Raw genomic sequence first — 17,586 nt, 5'->3', positions numbered from 1 at the left:
TATTGCTTTATATAATATATGAATGGATATAGTGAATTGTTCCACTAAGTTATACTGTTCCTTTTAGACCAATTTCTTCTGCAACACCTTGCATTGCCTTAATGGTTTCCTCCATTATATAGTCAAGGTTCATTTGAAGCTTCTTAGCCCCTTCTTCTATAAGCTCTCTATTTACACCAGCAGCAAAACTCTTCTGCTTCCACTTCTTCTTAACAGATTTAAGCTCCATATCTAAAATGCTTTTGCTTGGACGCATAAGTGCAGTGGCTGTTATTAATCCTGTAAGCTCATCTATGGTGTATAAAACCATTTCCATTTTCTCTATAGGTTCTGTGTCAATGCAAATTCCATAGCCATGGCTTTGAATAGCATGAATATAATCCTCCGGCCAGTGTCTTTCTCTTAAGAGTTCTCCAGCCTTAACACAGTGTTCTTCTGGATACATTTCATAATCTATATCATGGAGAAGACCTACGATTTTCCACTTGTTAACATCAGATTCACCTAGAAGCCCAGCAAAATGCCCCATAACAGCTTCCACTGAAAGGGCATGCTTTATTAGACTGTCACTTTTATTAAATTCTTTTAGAAGAGTATATGCTTCTTCTCTAGTTTTCATAAAAAATACCTTCTTTCGTAATATTAATTATATTATTTACATATTAGTAATATAAAGATAAGGTGTCAAGCATTAAAGAATATTTGCAATATTCAAATAAGTGTTGAAATAGTTGCAAATTAAATATACAATTAATATAAAGATTATACGGACAAGTTATAATATGATTACATTTATAAAGTGGGTGTTAAGGGTGATTAAACAGATTTTAAAATCTAGATTTTTAGTATTTGGGTTATTGATAGGCTTTGTATCAGTAAGTATAGCTAATATTATCACTAGTAAAAGTGCTATATGGGCTCATAACAGATTGCCTTGGTGGATGTTTATCCTACCTCCAATAGCTTTATATGTGGGCTATAAGGCATTTATCTATAAAGGTAAAAAATAGCTAGCTGCTATTATAAAGTATGTGTTCATATATCACTACGCTAAAAAGTCACGGATACTTATATTTTCAAATAAAAAAATCAGCATTTTAGAATGCTGATTTTTTTTATTTGCTATTTTACATCATTTAAAGAACTATGCTTGAAGCCATAAACAAAGTATAGAAGTGAGCCGCCAGCTAGCCAGATTATAAATCTTAACCAGGTAACTGGAGGTAAGCTTACTATAAAGTATAGACAAAGAAGCACAGTAATAATAGGTGTAACAGGTACCCAAGGACATCTGAACTTTCTTTCAATATTTGGCATAGTCTTTCTTAATATTATAACGCCAACTGAAACTAGTATGAATGCGAAAAGTGTACCAATATTACATAATTCTATTAATACGTTTAATGGGAATAATCCAGCTAATACTGCACATATTATACCGGTAATCCAAGTACAAATATGTGGAGTTTTATGGTTAGTATGCAGTTTAGCAAAAACTGGCGGAAGAAGTCCATCTCTTGACATAACCATAAATATTCTAATTTGTCCGTAAAGTGTAACTAGTAATGTAGAAATCATACCTATAATAGCACCTGTAGCAACTAAGGCACCGCCCCAATTAATACCTATGCTTCTAAGGGCAGCTGGAAGAGCATCTGTAATATCTATACTCTTGAAAGGAACTATACCACAAAGAACAAATGCTATAGCTACATAAAGGACTATAACAACACCTAAGCATATAACAAGTCCTAATGGAACGTCCCTCTTTGGATTTACGGTTTCCTCTGCAGCTGTTGAAACTGCATCAAAGCCGATATAAGAGAAGAATATAAGTGCAGCACCTTGCATAATACCTCTCCAGCCAAATGGTGCAAATGGGTGGAAGTTTGTAAGGTTAATATGTGTTGAACCAAGGAATATAAATAGTAAAATTACTATTATTTTAACCCCTACTATAATATTGTTAACATTGGCACTTTCTTTAATACCAATATAAAGTATCCAAGTTACCAATAAAGTAATAAGAATTGCAGGAATGTCTGCAATACCACCATTTAATGTAGAAGTTGTTATTGAAGTAGGTAATGTAACTCCATAATTTGCTAGTAGTGCAACAAGGGTGCTTGACCAACCTGAAGCAACAGTACTAGCCGAAACAACATATTCAAGCATTAAATCCCAACCGATAACCCATGCAATAAATTCCCCAAAAGCAACATAAGAATAAGAATAAGTACTACCTGCAACAGGAAACATAGTAGCAAGCTCTGAGTAGGTTAGTGCACAAAAACCACTTACAAGTGCAGCAAGAATAAATGAAATAATTACAGCTGGACCTGCAGCTTGAGCAGCGGAACCTGTAGCAACAAAGATTCCTGTACCAACAACTGAACCAATACCTAAAGCAGCTAGGTCAATAGCCCTTAATTTTTTCTTAAGTCCCGAATGTTCCCCCTCATCCTCCATCATGTCCGCGGTTTTCTTTCTAAAAAGATCCATAGCTTGTCCTCCTTAATATTTTGTTTTATAACAACACATAACATAATTCCCCATAATAATTATGTGCTTATTATACAATGAAAATAAAAATAGTCTATATGCTGGCTAAAGGATACTATCTTTAGTAGATTTTAATTATTATATTATATTTAATTATATTAATAATTAAAGAAAACTATGAATAAAACAATGTTATAAAAGCTCAAAAGATATAGATATATAGAGTAAATAGAATATTTCTTGTAGTAAAGCAATAAAGGATTTTAAAAACTTGTTGTCAATTAAATGAATTTTCAGAAATATATAAATATATTATATAAAATTATTTTTACCAAGGGAAGTACTTTTTTTAAAAAATTTAATGTAGTATGAGGAGGTTCTTTATGTAATATTATGGTAGAAGAGACGTCACTATACTACACATTAAGACCAAGAGAATATTTTCACAAATAATAATTATTCATCTTACTAGATTATATAAATAAAATTATTCATTAAATAGAATATTCCCTTTTTAGTGAAATATTAAAATTTTCAATAAATAATATTGACAGTAAAATTTCGCAGGAATATAATAAAATTAACAATTGAATAATTAGGTACATAAATAGAGGAGCAAGTAAACGTTTAATCTTTAGGTGTTAAGAAGAAGAACCTTCAAAACTAAAGATGAAGGATTTACCTGCCGAAAGGGTATTTTAGTTCTTTAGCTTACCCTTGGGGATAATAGGTACGCTTTTATCCTTGCCGTGAATAATTTCATGGAGCGCTATTTACGTGATGGAAGATTGATTTTCATTGCATAGATGGCACTATTTAAAGGCCTTAGGTTTTAAAAGCAAGCACTGAAAATCTTCAGTGCTTTTTTATGTTTAAAAATTAACAATATTTTACAAACAGGTTGGAGGGTTAGTTATGAAGGCTTTAATTAGAATGAGAATGAGCACCCATGATGCTCATTATGGCGGCAATCTTGTTGATGGAGCAAGAATGCTTAATCTATTTGGAGATGTTGCCACAGAGCTATTAATAAGGAATGACGGGGATGAAGGCTTATTTAGAGCTTATGACAGCGTAGAGTTTTTGGCACCAGTTTATGCAGGAGACTATATTGAAGCAGTAGGAGAAATTGTTGAGTGCGGAAATACTTCCAGAAAGATGATATTTGAAGCTAGAAAAGTTATAGTACCATTGCCGCATATTAACGACTCTGCTGCTGAAATATTGGAGGAGCCTATTATAGTCTGCAGAGCAAGCGGAACCTGTGTTGTTCCGAAAAACAAACAGAGAAAATTAGTTAGAGATTAAAAGTATTAACATTTAAATGGGGGAGTTTTATGGAAAAGTTGATTATTACGGCAGCTATATGCGGGGCTGAGGTTACTAAGGAACACAATCCAAGTGTACCTTATACAGTAGAGGAAATAGGAAGAGAAGCAGAGGCAGCCTATAAGGCAGGAGCTAGCATTATCCACCTTCATGTAAGGAATGATGACGGCACACCAACTCAAGATAGGGAAAGATTTAGACTTTGTATCGAAGAAATAAAGAGAAGATGTCCAGATGTTATTATACAGCCTTCAACCGGCGGTGCAGTTGGAATGAGTATTGAAGAAAGACTTCAGCCAGTGGACTTACTGCCAGAGATGGCTACCTTAGATTGCGGTACCTGTAATTTTGGGGGAGATGACATATTTGTAAATACTGAAAACATGATTAAAGCCTTTGGGGAAAGGATGATATCACTTGGCATTAAGCCGGAAGTTGAGGTATTTGATAAAGGCATGATTGATATGGCCATAAGGCTTAATAAAAAAGGATTTATTAAAGCTCCAATGCATTTCAATTTTGTTTTAGGAGTCAATGGGGGCATAAGTGCATCTCCAAGAGATTTTACTTTTATGATGGGAAGTATCCCAGAAGGAAGCACCTTTACTGTATCAGGAATAGGAAGAAATGAGTTTCCCATGGCTGCACTTTCAATAATTTCTGGGGGCCATGTTAGAGTTGGATTTGAGGACAACGTTTACATTTCCAAAGGAATGCCTGCTAAATCTAATGGGGAATTAGTTGAAAAGGTAGTAAGACTAGCAAAGGAACTTGGAAGAGAAGTAGCCACTCCAAAAGAGGCAAGAGAGATTTTGGGATTGGGGATGAAGTAATGAATAAGTTAGTAAAACCAGAAGATTTAATACCTCTTTTTAAAGATGGAATGACAGTTATGATAGGAGGCTTTTTAGGCTGTGGTACTCCCCATAAAATAATTGATAAGCTTATTGAAGCAAATATTAAAGACCTTATTATAATTGCAAATGACACTAGCTTTGTAGATAAGGGTATTGGAAGGCTTGTTGTAAATAGACAGGTTAAAAAAGTAATTGCTTCCCATATTGGTACAAATTCTGAAACAGGAAGACTTATGAATGAAGGTCTTATGGAAGTGGAGCTTGTACCACAAGGAACCTTAATTGAAAGAATCAGGGCAGGCGGATCAGGCTTAGGTGGAGTATTAACGCCTACAGGTATTGGAACAATTGTTGAGGAAGGCAAGCAAAAGGTAACTATTGAAGGAAAAGAATATTTAATCGAGCTTCCATTAAGAGCTGATCTTTCAATTATCAGAGGAACTATAGTTGATGAATTTGGTAATACCTTCTACAAGGGAACAACTAGAAACTTCAATCCATTAATAGCCATGGCAGCAGACAAGGTAGTAGTTGAAACAGAAAAGTTAGTAAAGGTGGGGGAACTTAATCCCGATTATGTTATAACTCCAGGGGTGCTTATAGACTACATTATAGAAGGAATTTAGTTTTAGAATTTACCATGAACCCGCATAAATGCAGTAAATATTTAAATATTTATATTTTTATCTATTTATATATTTGAATATTTACATATTTAAATAACTAGGTTTAAATTTACCCTTGAAGGAATCACTAGGGACGGTTCCTTATGATTTCACAGGGAATCGCCCCTTAAGATTTGCATAGAATCATTAGGGACCGTCCCTTAGGATTTAAAAAATAGGAGGTGAACAATTTGGTAGATAGTAAAATGGCGAAGGAAGTAATTGCAAAAAGGGTTGCACAGGAGCTTAAGGATGGACAGCTTGTTAACCTAGGAATTGGCCTTCCAACTCTAGTTGCAAATTATATTCCAGAAGGCATGCATATCACTTTTCAATCAGAAAACGGCATGGTAGGAATGGGACCTGCCGCTGCAGTTGGTGATGAAGATATGGATATTACAAATGCAGGAGGACAATATGTAACAATTCTTCCTCATGGTGCATTCTTTGACAGTGCAACCTCCTTTGCGCTTATAAGGGGAGGTCATGTAGATGCTACTGTTCTTGGAGCATTAGAAGTGGATGAGGAAGGTAACCTTGCTAACTGGATAATTCCGGGGAAGATGGTTCCAGGCATGGGTGGTGCCATGGATTTAGTTACAGGAGCTAAAAGAGTAATAGTTGCTATGCAGCACACAGGAAAAGGGGAACCCAAAATACTTAAAAAATGCAGACTTCCTCTTACAGCAAAGGCTGAGGTGGACTTAATTGTTACTGAATTATGTGTTATTGAAGTAACAAAGGAAGGTCTAGTCCTAAGAGAAATTCATAAAGATACAACTATAGATGAAGTTAAATCACTTACGGAAGCAGCATTAATTATTCCTGAGGAAGTAAAAATTATGAATGTTTAGCTGCTTTACTGAATTCACATTTATGATCTTTTCTAAATGAGGAATGAAGGCTTAAGAAACATGATTTATAAATAACATTAATAAATAAATATCAAATAAAAAATTAAAAATTTTAAATTAACGGGGGTTTTTATTCATGAAAAAGGGATGTAAATTTGGAACACACAGAGTTATGGAGCCACAAGGAGTATTGCCACAAGCAGCACTAAGGATTAACAACGATATGGAAATCTACAGCAATGAAATGCTTATAGATGTTCAAGCTCTTAATATCGATTCAGCTAGCTTTACTCAATTAGAACAGGAAGCTAATGGAGATTCAGAAAAAATCAAAGCTAAGATACTAGAGATAGTAGGTCAAAGAGGAAAGATGCAAAATCCTGTAACAGGTTCAGGTGGAATGCTTATAGGAACAATAGCTCAAATAGGAGAAGATTTAAAGGACAGAGACTTAAAGGTTGGAGATAAAATAGCTTCCTTAGTTTCCTTATCCTTAACTCCATTAAAAATAGAAGAAATCATTGATATTAAGCAGGATATTGACAGAGTTGAAGTTAAAGCTAAGGCTATATTATTTGAAAGTGGAATTTATGCAAAGCTTCCAAATGATATGACTGAAAACCTTGCACTAGCTGCACTAGACGTAGCAGGAGCACCAGCACAGGCAGCAAAATTAGTTAGACCAGGGCAAAGTGTTTTAGTGCTAGGTGCACATGGAAAATCAGGTATGCTTTGCTGCTACGAAGCGATGAAGAGAGTTGGACCTACAGGAAAAGTTATAGGCTTAGTTAGAAAAGAATCACAGGCTAAAGACTTAATGGAGTGGGGACTTTGTCATGAGGTTATAATTGGAGATGCTCAAAAACCAGTTGATGTATTAAATAAGACACTTGAAGCTAATAAGGGAAAAGAAGTTGATATCTCAATAAGCTGCGTAAATATACCAAACACTGAAATGTCCTGCATTCTTCCAGTAAAGGATGATGGAACAGTTTACTTCTTCTCTATGGCAACTAGCTTTACAAAGGCAGCACTTGGAGCTGAAGGAGTAGGCAAGGATGTCAATATGATAATTGGAAACGGCTATACAAAGGATCATGCAGAAATTACATTAGCAGAACTTAGAGAAAGTGAAACCTTAAGAAAAATATTTGAAAAGTTATATATTTAATAAATAAGGGGTATGGGGGAAATAAAATGAAAGTGAATAGAAGGTTCGAACTCTTTAAAGAAGCTTCTGACGAGCAGTGGAATGACTGGAAATGGCAGGTTAGAAATAGAATTGAAACTCTTGAAGACCTTAAAAAATATCTTCCTTTAACAGTAGAAGAGGAAGAAGGTATTAAGAAATGTCTAGAAAGCTTTAGAATGGCCATAACACCTTACTATTTATCACTTATTGATGTAAATGATCCAAATGACCCAATAAGAAAACAAGCAATACCTACAGCATTTGAAACCTATAGATCAGAGGCTGATTTGGTTGACCCACTTCATGAAGACGCAGATTCACCAGTACCTGGACTTACTCATAGATATCCAGATAGAGCATTACTCTTAGTTACAGATCAGTGCTCCATGTACTGCAGACACTGTACTAGAAGAAGATTTGCAGGCCATCATGATAGTTCACTTCCAATGACACAAGTTGATAATGCCATTGATTATATTGCAAAAACTCCAGTTATTAGAGATGTATTAATATCAGGAGGAGACCCATTACTACTTTCAGATGAAAAGCTTGAATATATTATTTCAAAATTAAGAGCAATACCTCATGTGGAAATAGTACGACTTGGTTCAAGAACTCCAGTAGTTATGCCTCAAAGAATAACTGAAGACTTAGTTAACATGCTTAAGAAATATCATCCAATTTGGCTAAATACACACTTTAACCATCCAAATGAAATAACAGAAGATGCTAAGAGAGCTTGCGAGCTTTTATCTAATGCAGGTATTCCTCTTGGAAATCAATCTGTACTTTTACGAGGAGTTAATGACTGCATGCATGTTATGAAAAAACTAGTAAATGAGCTAGTTAAAATAAGAGTTAGACCATATTATATCTATCAATGCGATTTATCCTTAGGCTTAACTCACTTTAGAACACCAGTAGCTAAGGGAATAGAAATCATCGAAGGCTTAAGAGGACATACCTCAGGCTTCTGCATTCCAACCTTTGTAGTAGATGCACCTGGTGGTGGAGGAAAGATTCCTGTAATGCCAAATTATATAATTTCTCAAGGCTATGATAAGGTTATTTTAAGAAACTTTGAAGGAGTTATTACTACCTATGAAGAGCCTTCAGATTATACTCCAGGCTGCAACTGTGAGGTATGCAGAGGAGAAACTAAGGTTACTAAGGTAGGAGTTGCAGGACTATTAAATAATCAGCAAATGGCACTTGAACCAGAAGGCTTAGAGCGAAAGAAGAGAACAAAACATCTTCATGAACAGGACATTGTAACTGTTTAAATATTTAGACGTGGAACTCTCTTAAGTGGTAGAAGCACTCGTAGGAATAACTGTTCAGACTAAACTACTAAAATGCTTAAGAAAAAATACAAACTGAAGGATACTGAAATCACTGAATTAATAGGGTAAGGATTAAATCCCTTCAGCAATTTCAGTTTCTTCAGTGTATTCCGCCTCATATAGTTTTAAAAAGATTATAGATCTAAGTGGGGGATATCATGGGGAAGATTGATATATTAGATAGAATAAAAAACTACCACACAATATCTATAATTGGAATGGACAAAAATGTGGGAAAAACCACAGCTTTAAACTATATTTTAGATAAGACCAGGAACAATATAACCCTTGGTCTTACCTCTATCGGACGAGATGGGGAAGAGGAAGATAGAGTAACTGAAACAAAGAAGCCCAAAATATATATAAAAAGGGACACTTATCTAGCAACTTCTAAACAGTGTTTATTTAATGGGGATATTACAAAGGAAATATTAGAAACTACCAATATAAATACTCCTATGGGAGAAGTGATAATAGCAAAAGCCTTAAGTGATGGTTTTGTTGAGCTTGGGGGACCTTCTATCAATGCCTATATGAAGCAAATTTGTGATAGGCTTAAGACCTACGGATGTGAAAAAATAATTGTGGATGGGGCATTAAGCAGAAAGACCACAGCTTCACCGTCAGTAACAGAGGCTGCTATCCTTTCAACTGGAGCATCCCTAAATAAAAGTATGAGCAAGGTAGTAGAAAAAACAGCACATGCTGTTAGTCTTCTATCCATTGCTGCAGAAGAAAGCAAAGCAATTATAAATATAGTAGAAAAGGAGCTTTCTAAAGCAAGGATAGGAATTGTATACAAGGATTTGAGAATAAGAGATTTAAAGGCGCAAACATCACTAGAAGGTGCAAAGGAAATAGTAGATAACCTAGGTGATGGTGTAAGCCATGTTTTAATTAGAGGGGTAGTAACGGATAAATTAATAGAAGACATAATAAAATCTACAGATAAGTATAAGGGGATTACTTTTCTAGTAGAGGACGGAACGAAACTTTTTATAAATAAGGATACTCTCTATAGGCTTCTAAAACTCGGGGGGGTTATTAAGTCTTTAGAGAGTATCAATTTAACATGTTTGACCTGTAATCCAAAATCGCCATTTGGGTATGAATTTAATAAGGACTTATTTCTTGAAACTTTACAAAAAAATATTGCTTTACCTGTGTTTGATTTAATGGGATAACTTGAAGGTTAAAAAGCTTTATGTGCATATTAGGAATACAGGAGGGGATTAAGGTTAAATTTTTAGATAGCGAACAGAGAAAACAAGTTGGGTTTTCTTTTATAATAGATAATTTAGAAATAATGACGGCCTTTGGAATAGAAGAAAAGAAAAATATAAGACCCTTTAAAAGCTCAGAAGAAAACAAATTAAGGGATGAATTTAACAACATTGAAATCATGCGTAACGCTCTTAGAAAAAATGAAAAGGCCATAGGAGAAATAGAGAGAGTATTTTGCAGAGTAAAAGACCTTAGAAACACAGTAAAAAGATGCAGTGAAAATATTACCTTAGATGATGTAGAGCTTTATGAAATAAAGTATTTTTCCATTTTAATGGAGGAATTAATAGAAGCCTATAAATCACTAAAGGTGAATATTAAAACTATAAAATTTACAAGCTTAAATGAAGTGCTTAGAATTTTAGATCCAGAAGGGAAGAAAATACCTACCTTTTATATATATGATAGCTATTCTGAAATACTTAAAAATATAAGAGCTGAAAAAAGAAAATTAGAGGAACTAATATATAAGGAAAATAATGAAGAAAAAATTAAGTTACTAAAGGAAGAAAGGCTTAATACTGTACTTTTAGAGGAGGCCGAAGAACTTAGAATCAGAAGGCAGCTTACTGAAAGTCTTTCTGGTTATGCTTTAATATTAATGGAAAATATAAAATCCATAGGTAAATTAGATTTTCTAATGTCAAAAGCTAAGCTTACAGTAAAATATAATGCAGTAAAGCCAGAAATAAAAGATTCAATGGGAATAAGCTTTAAAGACATGATAAATCCTGAGGTTACAGAGCATCTGGCAAGGAAAAATAAGATTTTTACTCCCTTATCCATTGAGCTTAAAAATGGAACAACAGTAATTACAGGTGCAAATATGGGCGGAAAGTCCATTGCCTTGAAAACTCTTGTACTTAACCTAATGCTTGGACAATGTGGCTTTTATGTGTTTGCAAAAGAGGCACAATTTCCAATTTTAAATTTTATATACTTTATTTCAGATGACCTGCAGTCTGTTTCACAAGGTTTAAGTACCTTTGGAGCAGAAATAGTTAAATTAAAGGAAGTATTAAGCTCAATAAAAAAAGAAACTGGTTTTGTTGCCCTTGATGAATTTGCAAGAGGCACAAACCCTAAAGAAGGCTATTACTTAGTTAAATCCTTATGCAAGTATTTAAATACACAGAATTCCATTAGCCTTATCTCTACTCATTATGATGGCACAATTGATGATACCATGACGCATTATCAGGTAGTCGGGCTAAAAAACATGGATTTTAATGTTCTTAAAACTAAAATTAATCTAAATAAAATGAAATCAATTGATATTATTCAAGAGCACATGGAATACAAGCTAGAAATGGTATCAGTACAGAATGAGGTTCCAAAGGATGCACTTAATATATCAATTCTACTTGGACTTCAAGAGGAAGTTATAGATATAGCTAAAAAGTTCTATGTCGAAGATTAATACTATTAGCAAACTTAAATATTATTAATACCTTAATGTAAATAAGAGTTTTACTTAATTACAAGAATAAAAACATTGCTTATAATAATGCTTTATTTAATTAAAATTAAAAACTTAAATTATAATTTCTTATTTAATAATAAATAAAATCTTGATTAAAAGAAAAGTAAATTTCATTAATAATATAACAATTTAAATGAGTAAAAATTATCGGGGGGATGTTCATGGAAGGTAAATTAAATTTAAACTTTGACTTAGTGCAAAGGGGCAGACTTTCAGCTAAAAATATTGCACTTGAAACACAGGAATTTATTGATAAGCATACAACTGTGGCAGTAGAAAGAACTATCTGCAGACTATTAGGAATAGACGGGGTAGATGAAGTTGGGGTTCCTCTTCCAAATGTAGTAGTAGAAAATATTAAAAATGGTAATGGATTAAGTATAGGAGCAGCTGTTTTTATAGGAAATGCCATGGTAAATACAAAGCTTTCTCCTCAGGAAATTGCCCTTAAGGTTTCAAAAGGAGAACTAGATTTAACAAAGCTTCCAATGGCAGATTCCTTTGAAATAAAAATGGCTGTAAATTCAATTGCAAAGGAAACAGTAATAAGGATTAAAGGCAACAGAGCAAAGAGAGAAGAATACTTAGACAGATTTGGAGATAAAAAAGGACCCTATCTTTATGTAATAGTTGCAACAGGTAATATTTATGAAGATATAACTCAAGCAGTTGCAGCAGCAAAGCAGGGTGCTGACATTATAGCTGTTATTAGAACAACTGGACAAAGTCTTTTAGATTATGTTCCATATGGTGCAACAACAGAAGGCTTTGGAGGCACCTTTGCAACTCAAGAAAACTTCTATCTTATGAGAAAGGCACTTGATGAGGTAGGTGAGGAGCTAGGTAGATATATAAGACTTTGCAATTACTGTTCTGGGCTATGTATGCCGGAAATTGCAGCTATGGGTGCATTAGAAAGATTAGATGTTATGCTAAATGATGCTCTTTATGGAATCTTATTTAGAGATATTAATATGAAGAGAACAATTGTAGACCAATATTTTTCAAGGATAATAAATGGCTTTGCTGGCGTTATAATAAATACAGGGGAAGACAACTATTTAACCACTGCTGATGCTGTAGAAGAGGCTCACACAGTACTTGCTTCACAATTTATAAATGAGCAGTTTGCAGTTTTGGCAGGGCTTCCAGAGGAACAAATGGGCCTTGGCCATGCCTTTGAAATTAATCCAGAGGAGAAAAATGGATTTTTATTTGAGCTAGCACAGGCACAAATGGCTAGAGAGATATTCCCTAAAGCACCACTTAAATATATGCCTCCAACTAAATTTATGACTGGCAATATATTTAAGGGTCATGTTCAAGATGCATTATTTAACATGGTAACTATAATGACAAATCAAAGGCTGCATTTATTAGGCATGCTTACAGAGGCACTTCATACTCCATTTATGTCTGATAGAGCGTTATCTATTGAAAATGCAAGCTACATTTTCAATACCATGGCAGATTTAGGAGAAGAAATAAGCTTTAAAGAAGGCGGAATAATACAAAATAGAGCTAATGAAGTATTAGGAAAGGCCTCAGATCTATTAAAGGAAATAGAAGGTCTTGGCCTATTTAAAACCTTAGAAAAAGGAATATTTGCAGGAATAAAAAGACCAATAGACGGCGGAAAAGGCTTAGATGGAGTAGTTGAAAAGCAAAAAGAATACTTTAATCCATTCATAGAGCTTATGCTTAATAATGAAAATAATACTAAAAGGGAGGTGTAAACATGAGCGGAGGACTATATTCAACTGAAAAAAGAGACTATGATCAAACCTTAGATTTAACTAAAGTAAGGCCCTACGGAGACACCATGAACGATGGAAAGGTTCAAGTAAGCTTTACCCTTCCAGTTCCAGATGGTGACAAGGCAGTAGAGGCTGCAAAGCTTTTAGCAAAAAAAATGGGACTTCAGGAGCCTTCTGTAGCTCACCACTCAGCACTTGACAAGGAGTTCACCTTCTTTGTAGTTTACGGCAGCTTAAATGAAACCATAGATTATGATTCCATAAAGGTTCAATCCGTTGATGTTCATGCAATGGGCATGGAAGAAACCAATGAGTACATTAGAGAAAGCATAAAACGAAAGGTAGTTATTATTGGGGCAAGCACAGGCACAGATGCTCACACCGTTGGTATAGATGCAATAATGAACATGAAAGGCTTTGCAGGGCATTATGGCCTTGAAAGATACGACATGATAGAAGCCTATAATCTAGGCAGCCAGGTTCCCAACGAGGAATTTATCAAAAAGGCAATTGATTTAAAGGCTGATATACTTCTAGTATCTCAAACAGTAACTCAAAAAAATGTACACGTTCAAAACCTCACAAACCTAGTAGAGCTTTTAGAGGCAGAAGGCCTTAGAGATAAAATAATTCTAATCTGCGGCGGTCCAAGAATAACTCACGAGTTAGCCAAAGAGCTAGGCTACGATGCAGGCTTCGGCCCAGCAAAATACGCAGATGACGTAGCAACCTTTGCAGTTACTGAAATGGTTAATAGAGGATTAATATAATTATATATAAATTAAATATATATAGTATATTTGAAAAATCAATAATATAAAGATTGAAAAATATCTCCAGAATAAAAGCATTTCTGGAGATATTTTTATTTGTTAAAATAATTATCAAGATTATAAATCTCACAACAAATTTATGATATCTTCATGAAAATTTTTAAAGATATATTTTCTTTGTAAAAGCAATATAAACTTGGAAATAATAAAGGCTTCATAAATTTCTTCATATGGTAATTATAAAATAGCTAAACGTCACCGATAATTAAAAGTTTATTGATAATTGTAATGAAATAGTACAAGCATAATAATTAATGTAATAAAACCAAATAAATGGTATAATATAGTTAAGTTACGGAGATACTTTTTATAGGAACATAGATTCTCATAATTTTTAAAAAGGGGTATAACCGTGACAATAAATATAGCAAAACTAAAAGATGAATTAGCAATTTCCTTTGAATATTCTCAAGTAAGAGTAGCAAAAATTAAAAGTCAAAAGTTCTATAAATGGAATCCTGACAAAAGAATATGGACTGTACCTTTTACAGAAGAAAATCTAAACATTTTAAAAGAACTATTTAAAAATGAACAAGTAAATATAGATTTTGAGGATAACCCACAAAATCAAAGCATCATTAATTTGATGGATGAAGAAATAAAACTTAAAGGCTATAGCTTTAAAACAAGAAAATCCTACATTTCGCATATTAAAAGATTCTCAAGCTTTCTAAATGTAAATTTACAGGAATTCACTACAGGAGATGTAAAAAGATATATACTATTTCTGCTTGAAGACCAAAAGGTATCACACTCATATGTAAATCAATCCATTAGTTCTATAAAATTCTTATGCAATGATGTATTAAAGCAAGATAAAAATATAAGTTTTATAAAAAGACCAAAGAAAGAAAACAAGCTGCCAAATGTTTTAAGCTTTCAAGAAGTATCAAAAATACTTTCTGCACTAAAGAATGAAAAACATAAGACAATTCTGTTTTTAATATATTCAGCAGGCCTAAGAGTAGGAGAAGTTGTAAAGCTGAAAACAGAAGATATAGACAGTCAAAGAATGCTTATCCATGTAGTGCAAGGAAAAGGTTCAAAGGACAGATATACAGTTCTATCAGAAATTGCCCTAGATCAACTTAGAAAATACTACAAATTATTTAGGCCAGAAAAGTGGCTTTTTCCCGGACAAGATGAAGATGAATATATTACAGAAAGAACAGTTCAAAGAATATTTGAAAATGCATGCAGCCTAGCAAAAATAACCAAGAAGGTTTCGGTACATAGCCTCCGTCATTCCTTTGCAACAAATCTTCTTGAAAGTGGAATAGATTTAAGGTATATTCAAGAACTTCTTGGTCATTCTAGCTCCAAAACTACAGAAATATATACTCATGTTACACAAAAGAATATATCCAACATACAAAGTCCCCTGGATAAAATGTTAAAAAAGTAAATTATAAGGATAGGCTAGATACTGCCAAAGGTTTATTACCGGACATAAACGTCATAAACTCCTATTTATTAAAGGTATAAAACGACAGGGTCGTTTATTTGATAGTTAACTGAAATCCTTTTGAAAAAAGTGCGAATTTGGAGGAAACATTAAATTTAAGGATCTGAGTCATATAAGTAAAGTATTGTGTCCTAATGTAAGTTTATTAGACTAATGTCAGATTATTTCAAAGATAGCATTCGGAAGGAGGGTTACAAAGATTCTTATGGATAATTTTGAACATAAGATTTGCTGTGATTGTAAAAGAAATTTACCTGCAACTGAAGAATTTTTTGACAAAACATCTAAAGGGAAATTGGGATTAAAAGATATATGCAAAGAATGTCAAAGGAGAAGAAAGACTCTAGGCAGTGGTAGCAAACGTAGGGTTACTAGTAAATATAAGGCAAAGAAGTCATTGTCTAAGGAGTTTAATGATGCATAGAATGGATTTATATAATGAAAAAATTTTCTTATAAAGAATTGCAAGAGTAATCTATGGCGAAATTTAATTATTTATGTTTATGGGGGAAGGTAATATGGAGAAAACAAAAAATAGTTGCTATACTTATTTTGCAATTAAAGGGAACTTTAATCCTGATGAAATAACTGAAATTTTAGAGTTAACTCCTTCAAGATGTTGGAAGATTGGTGATAAGAGACCAGTTACAAAGAGTTTTTATGACTTTGCACTATGGGAATATGGACAATGTGACCTTTATGATGTTATTACTGAAAATCAAATGGTGAATACAATTGTTAATTTAAAGCCTAAAATTTCATTACTAAAAGATATCAAAATGAAATATGGTGTATCATTTGTTTTGGAGGTCGTTCCTAAACTATATATTAACGAACCAACACCAGCTTTAGCACCAAGCAGAGAGATTATTAAATTCTGTTATGAAACCGAAACTGATATTGATATCGACCTTTACTTATTTAAGTAGGATATATCTAATACGCATTTTTTCTATATTCTTCATGAAAAGGGCTTTTGGATAGTTGTAATTTCGAGTACTGCGCTGGCGGACTTCAGTTAACAATACATTCCCGTTCGCTGCGCACATCCTCCAGCCTAACCGAGACGAGGTAGCTCAAATATTAAGATAAGAGCTATCTAAGAATTTTAGCTACTTCTGTAAGGCTGGAGGACGTCGGGAATCCGAGACGTTATATGAAATCCTTTGCTTTTCTAAGAGATACCTAGAAACTGAGAAAGAAGGAATACTTATGAGTAAAAAATTATCAGAATTAATATATGAAGAGGGCAATGCATGGACCATGTTCGAGACATGGTTTGATAAGGCTGAAAATCAGGTTGAGGTTTTACCTAACACCAAAGCTGATGGAGAAGAAACTTTATTGCAACTGCAAATCACAAATAGGTCCACTATGGGAGCAATTGCTTTAGAGTGCGGGGGATTACTAGTAAATCATGGCTGGTTAAGGATTTTAGGATCAGGTAATGAAAGAATCTCGGGAAATTTATTATCATGGAATAATATTAGTGAGATCAAAATTGAATACTCAATTAAAAATGCTTTGATCATAGCTTACGATATTGTTGGTGGAGTTTATGCTATAAACGGGGGAGCATTTGGACAGTCATTCAAGAATGTATTTTATTTTGCACCAGATACTTTAGAATGGGAGGATACAGAAAAAGGATACACTGATTTTATTAATTGGGCATTGAATGGAGATATCAATCTCTACTATAAGTCATTTAGGTGGACCGGATGGGAAGAAGATGTTCGCAAACTAATAGGAGAGTACGGAATTTCTATATTTCCTTATTTGTGGACAAAGGAAGGGAAGAACGTTAATAAATGTCATAGAGAAGCGATACCTATGAAAGAGATTTGGGGTATTGAGCAAGAATTTATTAAACAGATGATAAAAAAGGATTAACTTTATTGGTCGAGAAAGGCTGCGCAAAGGACTTCATATAACAAAATACTCCAGTTCGCTTTGCATGAAAAGATTTCAAAGCACACCTGCGAAGCTAAGAGAAGAGCTCTCTAAGCTTCTCGGCGTCTG

17 protein-coding genes and 1 riboswitch are annotated in these 17,586 nt (G+C 33.7%); of the genes, 15 read left to right on the top strand and 2 right to left on the bottom strand.

Features of this window, described 5'->3' with window-relative positions:
* Positions 1-49: 49 nt before the first annotated feature.
* Positions 50-619, bottom strand: a complete 570-nt coding sequence (locus ACJDUG_RS15270; RefSeq protein ID WP_406770736.1) for an HDIG domain-containing metalloprotein — start codon at positions 617-619, stop codon at positions 50-52.
* Between the two features lie 193 nt (positions 620-812).
* Between ACJDUG_RS15270 and ACJDUG_RS15265 the strand changes: the two genes are divergently transcribed.
* The gene (locus tag ACJDUG_RS15265; protein ID WP_406770735.1) at positions 813-1,010 is read left to right on the top strand and encodes a hypothetical protein; all 198 of its coding nucleotides are present in this window, start codon (positions 813-815) and stop codon (positions 1,008-1,010) included.
* Positions 1,011-1,122: 112 nt separating this feature from the next.
* On the opposite strand, the gene ACJDUG_RS15260 is transcribed toward ACJDUG_RS15265, so the two are convergent.
* Positions 1,123-2,502, bottom strand: a complete 1,380-nt coding sequence (locus ACJDUG_RS15260) for an amino acid permease (protein ID WP_406770734.1) — start codon at positions 2,500-2,502, stop codon at positions 1,123-1,125.
* 600 nt (positions 2,503-3,102) lie between these two features.
* Positions 3,103-3,282, top strand: a riboswitch (Lysine riboswitch).
* Between the two features lie 135 nt (positions 3,283-3,417).
* On the opposite strand from ACJDUG_RS15260, the gene kal reads away from it, so the two are divergent.
* The 14 genes from kal to ACJDUG_RS15190 all read left to right on the top strand — a co-directional run bounded on the left by kal (position 3,418) and on the right by ACJDUG_RS15190 (position 17,457).
* Positions 3,418-3,810, top strand: coding sequence for a 3-aminobutyryl-CoA ammonia lyase (gene kal / locus ACJDUG_RS15255; protein WP_406770733.1), 393 nt, complete (start codon positions 3,418-3,420; stop codon positions 3,808-3,810).
* Between the two features lie 29 nt (positions 3,811-3,839).
* Positions 3,840-4,664, top strand: a complete 825-nt coding sequence (gene kce, locus ACJDUG_RS15250) for a 3-keto-5-aminohexanoate cleavage enzyme (RefSeq protein WP_406770732.1) — start codon at positions 3,840-3,842, stop codon at positions 4,662-4,664.
* Positions 4,664-5,314 (top strand): acetate CoA-transferase subunit alpha, encoded by a 651-nt coding sequence (gene atoD / locus ACJDUG_RS15245; protein WP_406770731.1) that lies wholly within the window; start codon positions 4,664-4,666, stop codon positions 5,312-5,314. Before kce ends, atoD begins: the two co-directional genes overlap by 1 nt.
* A 245-nt stretch (positions 5,315-5,559) precedes the next feature.
* On the top strand, positions 5,560-6,207 hold the full coding sequence (locus ACJDUG_RS15240) for a 3-oxoacid CoA-transferase subunit B (RefSeq protein WP_406770761.1): 648 nt from the start codon (positions 5,560-5,562) through the stop codon (positions 6,205-6,207).
* 136 nt (positions 6,208-6,343) lie between these two features.
* Positions 6,344-7,378 carry an L-erythro-3,5-diaminohexanoate dehydrogenase gene (kdd, locus tag ACJDUG_RS15235; RefSeq protein ID WP_406770730.1) on the top strand — a complete coding sequence of 345 codons (1,035 nt, stop codon included), beginning with the start codon at positions 6,344-6,346 and terminating at the stop codon, positions 7,376-7,378.
* A gap of 26 nt (positions 7,379-7,404) precedes the next feature.
* Positions 7,405-8,682 (top strand): lysine 2,3-aminomutase, encoded by a 1,278-nt coding sequence (gene kamA / locus ACJDUG_RS15230; RefSeq protein ID WP_406770729.1) that lies wholly within the window; start codon positions 7,405-7,407, stop codon positions 8,680-8,682.
* Between the two features lie 218 nt (positions 8,683-8,900).
* A complete protein-coding gene (gene kamB / locus ACJDUG_RS15225; RefSeq protein WP_406770728.1) occupies positions 8,901-9,926 on the top strand; it encodes a lysine 5,6-aminomutase reactivase subunit KamB in 1,026 nt (341 codons plus the stop codon).
* Positions 9,927-9,946: 20 nt separating this feature from the next.
* Entirely contained in the window at positions 9,947-11,446 is a 1,500-nt protein-coding gene (gene kamC / locus ACJDUG_RS15220; RefSeq protein WP_406770727.1) for a lysine 5,6-aminomutase reactivase ATPase KamC, read from the top strand.
* A gap of 224 nt (positions 11,447-11,670) precedes the next feature.
* Positions 11,671-13,245 carry a lysine 5,6-aminomutase subunit alpha gene (gene kamD, locus ACJDUG_RS15215; RefSeq protein WP_406770726.1) on the top strand — a complete coding sequence of 525 codons (1,575 nt, stop codon included), beginning with the start codon at positions 11,671-11,673 and terminating at the stop codon, positions 13,243-13,245.
* A gap of 2 nt (positions 13,246-13,247) precedes the next feature.
* Positions 13,248-14,036: a lysine 5,6-aminomutase subunit beta gene (gene kamE / locus ACJDUG_RS15210; protein WP_406770725.1), complete on the top strand. Its 789-nt coding sequence runs from the start codon at positions 13,248-13,250 to the stop codon at positions 14,034-14,036.
* Between the two features lie 415 nt (positions 14,037-14,451).
* Positions 14,452-15,504, top strand: a complete 1,053-nt coding sequence (gene xerA / locus ACJDUG_RS15205) for a site-specific tyrosine recombinase/integron integrase (protein WP_406770724.1) — start codon at positions 14,452-14,454, stop codon at positions 15,502-15,504.
* Positions 15,505-15,769: 265 nt separating this feature from the next.
* Positions 15,770-15,988 (top strand): hypothetical protein, encoded by a 219-nt coding sequence (locus tag ACJDUG_RS15200; protein WP_406770723.1) that lies wholly within the window; start codon positions 15,770-15,772, stop codon positions 15,986-15,988.
* 94 nt (positions 15,989-16,082) lie between these two features.
* Entirely contained in the window at positions 16,083-16,493 is a 411-nt protein-coding gene (locus ACJDUG_RS15195; protein WP_406770722.1) for a DUF4279 domain-containing protein, read from the top strand.
* Positions 16,494-16,776: 283 nt separating this feature from the next.
* Positions 16,777-17,457, top strand: coding sequence for a DUF2625 family protein (locus ACJDUG_RS15190; RefSeq protein WP_406770721.1), 681 nt, complete (start codon positions 16,777-16,779; stop codon positions 17,455-17,457).
* Positions 17,458-17,586: the final 129 nt, after the last annotated feature.

Origin of the sequence: Candidatus Clostridium stratigraminis, from assembly GCF_045310675.1 — a bacterium.
GTDB lineage: Bacteria > Bacillota > Clostridia > Clostridiales > Clostridiaceae > Clostridium_AT > Clostridium_AT stratigraminis.
Note: the sequence above shows the minus strand (reverse complement) of the source record. Positions and strands in the feature narration are given on the sequence as shown.

Bases quoted from the DNA above. Each gene is read 5' to 3' on its own strand.
- ACJDUG_RS15270 (WP_406770736.1), bottom strand. From the start codon at position 619: ATGAAAACTAGAGAAGAAGCATATACTCTTCTAAAAGAATTTAATAAA.
- ACJDUG_RS15260 (WP_406770734.1), bottom strand. From the start codon at position 2,502: ATGGATCTTTTTAGAAAGAAAACCGCGGACATGATGGAGGATGAGGGG.
- kal (WP_406770733.1), top strand. From the start codon at position 3,418: ATGAAGGCTTTAATTAGAATGAGAATGAGCACCCATGATGCTCATTAT.
- kce (WP_406770732.1), top strand. From the start codon at position 3,840: ATGGAAAAGTTGATTATTACGGCAGCTATATGCGGGGCTGAGGTTACT.
- atoD (WP_406770731.1), top strand. From the start codon at position 4,664: ATGAATAAGTTAGTAAAACCAGAAGATTTAATACCTCTTTTTAAAGAT.
- ACJDUG_RS15240 (WP_406770761.1), top strand. From the start codon at position 5,560: ATGGCGAAGGAAGTAATTGCAAAAAGGGTTGCACAGGAGCTTAAGGAT.
- kdd (WP_406770730.1), top strand. From the start codon at position 6,344: ATGAAAAAGGGATGTAAATTTGGAACACACAGAGTTATGGAGCCACAA.
- kamA (WP_406770729.1), top strand. From the start codon at position 7,405: ATGAAAGTGAATAGAAGGTTCGAACTCTTTAAAGAAGCTTCTGACGAG.
- kamB (WP_406770728.1), top strand. From the start codon at position 8,901: ATGGGGAAGATTGATATATTAGATAGAATAAAAAACTACCACACAATA.
- kamC (WP_406770727.1), top strand. From the start codon at position 9,947: ATGTGCATATTAGGAATACAGGAGGGGATTAAGGTTAAATTTTTAGAT.
- kamD (WP_406770726.1), top strand. From the start codon at position 11,671: ATGGAAGGTAAATTAAATTTAAACTTTGACTTAGTGCAAAGGGGCAGA.
- kamE (WP_406770725.1), top strand. From the start codon at position 13,248: ATGAGCGGAGGACTATATTCAACTGAAAAAAGAGACTATGATCAAACC.
- ACJDUG_RS15200 (WP_406770723.1), top strand. From the start codon at position 15,770: ATGGATAATTTTGAACATAAGATTTGCTGTGATTGTAAAAGAAATTTA.
- ACJDUG_RS15195 (WP_406770722.1), top strand. From the start codon at position 16,083: ATGGAGAAAACAAAAAATAGTTGCTATACTTATTTTGCAATTAAAGGG.
- ACJDUG_RS15190 (WP_406770721.1), top strand. From the start codon at position 16,777: ATGAGTAAAAAATTATCAGAATTAATATATGAAGAGGGCAATGCATGG.